The following is a 4,054-nucleotide window of genomic DNA, read 5'->3' as shown; positions in this document are numbered from 1 at the left end:
GCGTTGCGATCGGCGACAGGTCGATGGCTGGCGCGATCACCTCGATCCTGCCTGGCAGCGCCTCGGCGGCGCTGCGCAACGCGGTCGCGTTGTCGGCGATTTCGCGCATCATCAGCTTCAGTCCGGTGAGCGCGGTATTGGTGGCGCTGCGATCGAGCGTCAGCATCGGTAACATCTGGTTGTCGATCACCGGACGCGCAGGCTGCGACTGCATCGCTTCCCGGGTGGTGTTTTCCATCGAGGCGAAACGCACCGTGAGATCGTCGAGGCGCGTTGCGATCGGCGACAGGTCGATGGCTGGCGCGATCACCTCGATCCTGCCCGGCAGCGCCTCGGCGGCGCTGCGCAACGCGGTCGCGTTATCGGCGATCTCGCGCATCATCAGCTTCAGGCCGGTGAGCGCGGTATTTGTCGCGCTGCGATCAAGCGTCAGCAATGGCAACATCTGGTTGTCGATCGCCGGGCGCGCAGGCTGCGACTGGATCGCTTCCCGGGTGGTGTTTTCCATCGAGGTGAAGCGCAACGCCAGATCATCGATGCTCGCCACGATAGGCGACAGGTCAATGACCGGCGCCGTCGCAGCCTCGGTGACGGGCTGCGCGGTGATCTGGCCGATCGTGTCGCGGAACTGGGCCGCGCTGCCCGAGATTTCACGCAGGGCGAGTCGGAATCCGACCAGGATTCGTTGCATGGGCGCCTTGCTGGCCTCGAATTCAGCCAGCAGACCGAGGTTGGGCTCTGCTGGTCGGGTCGGAGAGGATTCCTGTGTCGCGGTTTCAAGTGAGGCCAAGCGGGTAACGACGTCATCCAGCCGCTCGACCAGCGGCGAAAGGTCAAGCTGCACCGGCACCGTTACCGTGTTTTCCGGGGCGGCAAATCCGTCAATGGTGGTGTGCAACCGGTCAGACTGCTGTCCGATATCGCGTACGGCCAGTTGGGAGGCGACCAGCAGTCGCTGTAGCGGCGCTCGCGCCGCATCGAATTCGGTGACCAGTTCCAGATCCGGATGCGAGGCGGCGGAGGGGCTGGCCGCGGCGGCCTCGATCGCGATCAACTTCGATTCGATGACCGCGAGTCCGGTCAAAAGTGGCCGCAGATCGACCGGCTTTGACGAGATGGGGGCGCGTTCGATCAGCAGCATCAGGCGACCCTCCAGCCGCTCGATACCTTCGACCAAAGGACTCATGTCGAGCGCGGGCGCGGTTGCGACGATCGGTGCGACCCGTGTCGACTGCTCGATGAGACGCGCCTCCAGGCGCATCACTGCCTGGGTGAGGCTGGCGACCTTGGCCGGTGTTTCGTCCGGCTCAACCCTGGCGTTATCCTGGCGGGCCATTCGCCCGTCCAATCCGTTTAACCGCGCTTCTATCGCGTCGCGACTTTCGGCAATCGGCGATTCCAGACGGGCCACGGCGCGCTGTGTGTCGGTCAGATGTTCGGCCAGTCGGGCAAGTACCGGCGCCGCGACGGCCTCGGCGAGGTCGCGCGCATCCGGCGCGGCTGGCAGACCGGCGATGGAACGGCCGATATGGTCGAGCTTGATCTGGATGGCGTCGAGCGCGGGGGAGGTTGGTGCCTCGCGCCATTCAATCTGCCGCGGCGGCGCGATCGCGCCAGCGGCTTTTCCGATCGACACGACAATGGTGTCCGCCGAGCGGCTGACACGTGACGCGGTGGCGACAAAATCGCGCGCGGTCTGGTCGGTCACGATCAAGGCGGCATCGAGGCTGGCGACGACCCGGTCGCTGGAGCGGGACACATTGCTCGCCGTGGTTTGCAGACCGGCGAGCATCTGGTCGAGACCCTGCGCGCCGCCGATCAGGCGATGGATCGTCTGTTCGGAGACCCGGGCAAATTCCTCGGCGCTTTGCAGGCTCATGGCGTAACGGCCGATATCGGCTTGGCCGACGACAATGTCGTTGGCCAGTCGGGCGATATCACCGATCGCGTCGCTATCGGCGATGGAGGGCGTACGCTCGACCCGCCCATCACGGGCGGCGCGTAGCGCATCCGCGATCGCGGTCAGGCGGGAACTGATCCGGCGGTCGAGAAACACCGGCATCGCCAGCGCGTTGAACGCGAACAGCGTCACCGCCGTCGCGGCGAGTGTGGGCGTGCTCGGTGCCAGTAGCACCGCGGTCAGCGCCACCACACCAGCCGAGGCCGCTGGCACCGCGGCCATCGTGATGAAGGCGAATCTGAGCGAGGAGGTGCGCGAACGGTCAGGTTTGGAAGTGGCTTTTTCAATGACGATGCGATTCATATCAATTTCCCCAACGGCCCCAGGTCCAGGTTGAGGTCTTTCTCCTGTAGCCCGAACTGGGCAGCGACAATTCGAATGGCCTCGGCGGATTTCATGAGGGCGGTGCCAACCCGCTCTTCCTCGGCCTCGGTCAATCGTCCGGCTTCCATTCTGCGGATGGCCTGTAACTCCAGTAGCCGACGCAGAAATTCCACCAGCGCGAGAACGATGCGGGCGATATCCTGACCTGCTTTCTCCGGGTCGACGTCGACGGCGATCTTCGGCAGCATCTGCGCGGCGATCGATTCAAAAGCCTCGGTCAGCGTCTCGTTGCCAAGCGCGTCGCGTTTAACGGCTTCAACGGGCGGTGAGATATCAGCATGGGCATTCATGCGATCGCCTCGCTCGACGGCCCCGAGGTGGATACCGTCAATGCAGGCAGATCAAGCGCCACCGCGGCCAGCAGCGCGACGCGCTGTTCCTGCCGGATCCGCACCACGATCCGCAGTTCTCCGCCGAGATCGCGGCTTTCGGCCGGATCGAGCCGCCCGCCATGATCTTCCGCGAGCCATTTCAGTTGCGCGACCATGGTGGCGTCGGAAATATTGTTGGCGCGGCGACGGGCGAGAAAATCGCGACCTGACAGCTTGGCGTCAGGGGCAGGAAACGCCGGCGCGATCAGAATGACCAGGATTTCGTCCGGAGCGCTGACGCCGCGCTTCCACATGTCGGCCTTGTCGATCGACGCCAGAAACACTTTCAGTCCGACCGACAGCAGATCGACTCCGGCGACCGAAACCTCGAGGTCGCCCTGAACCACCACGCCGTGCTCAAGCAGACGATCGATCACGCCCAGCAACCCACCTTCGGTATGAACCGGGATCGCTGCGATGATGTCGCTCATGAGGTCGTCTCCAGTTCGCCTGCGAGGCTGTAGGACGGCCACGGCCCGCGCACGGCGGACACCAGATTGGCGTCGGCCAGCAGGGCGGGCAACGTGCTGCAACGCCGTAGGAATTCGGTCGTGTTGTCGCGGTCAACCAGATAGGTCGTGTCAAACCGCCGCTGCTGGCCGCCCTGCTCCGCGTGGGGCAGCGGTCGCGCCTGTTGAGAACGCGTGCCCTCACGCAACAAGGCATCGACCGCCGCCATCGCGGCTTCGATACGCAGCGGACGCAAATGTACCTGGGATGCCACCGCCGACCGGCCGCGCAAATAGCTGCGGCCGTCGCTCGGTTTTGGTGCGGCAACGGGTCGGGGAGCGCCATCATTCAGGATCACCGAAAATTCGACGGCACCGGCAATCTTGCGCAGCGTCTCGCGAAACCGATCGCCGTCCTTGCGGATCAATTCCTGCGCGGTCTGTTCGCCGGAAATCACACCGCCGAGGCGGATCGGAACAACGTCAACCGATGTACAGATTTCCGCGAGAATCTGGTGGTGCGCCAGGGCCACCTTGGCGACGCGGTTTTGATCGGCAAACAGGGCGGTGAGATCGATGTCGCCGGGGACCCGCGAAGCGATCAAGGCCAGATCGTCCTTGACGTGCACCTGCACCGAACCCAGACCAAACACATCGTCGAGGTCGCTGATCAGCGGAACCGTCGTCGCCGCGACGACCCCGTGAATCAATGCGGAAAGCGAGTTCACGGTCATGCCGCCCGCCGTCCCTTGTCGGCCTGTCCGAGGATATCCACGAACAGGGCGGGCTGATGCCCGGTCCGTTCCATCTGATCCGCAAAGCGGCGCAGTAGCCGATAGGCGGCCGACGCGTCGGCGAACTCGTTGGAAGCCGCTGCGGCGTCGGCGACG

The 4,054-nt window shown here is 64.7% G+C and carries 4 protein-coding genes; all 4 read right to left on the bottom strand.

Features of this window, described 5'->3' with window-relative positions; translation table 11 throughout:
- Positions 1-2,263 (bottom strand): hypothetical protein (locus Q0S16_RS08515; RefSeq protein ID WP_295847028.1); only part of this gene is annotated, 2,263 nt, incomplete at its 3' end.
- Positions 2,260-2,634 (bottom strand): gas vesicle protein K, encoded by a 375-nt coding sequence (locus Q0S16_RS08510; RefSeq protein ID WP_295847023.1) that lies wholly within the window; start codon positions 2,632-2,634, stop codon positions 2,260-2,262. The genes Q0S16_RS08510 and Q0S16_RS08515, both read right to left, overlap by 4 nt.
- Positions 2,631-3,146 (bottom strand): gas vesicle protein, encoded by a 516-nt coding sequence (locus Q0S16_RS08505; RefSeq protein ID WP_295847021.1) that lies wholly within the window; start codon positions 3,144-3,146, stop codon positions 2,631-2,633. Before Q0S16_RS08505 ends, Q0S16_RS08510 begins: the two co-directional genes overlap by 4 nt.
- A complete protein-coding gene (locus Q0S16_RS08500) occupies positions 3,143-3,898 on the bottom strand; it encodes a GvpL/GvpF family gas vesicle protein (protein ID WP_295847019.1) in 756 nt (251 codons plus the stop codon). Before Q0S16_RS08500 ends, Q0S16_RS08505 begins: the two co-directional genes overlap by 4 nt.
- Between the last annotated feature and the right edge of the window lie 156 nt (positions 3,899-4,054).

Origin of the sequence: Tardiphaga sp., assembly GCF_025356345.1 — a bacterium.
Lineage (GTDB): Bacteria > Pseudomonadota > Alphaproteobacteria > Rhizobiales > Xanthobacteraceae > Tardiphaga.
This window is presented reverse-complemented; position numbering and strand designations above follow the sequence as displayed.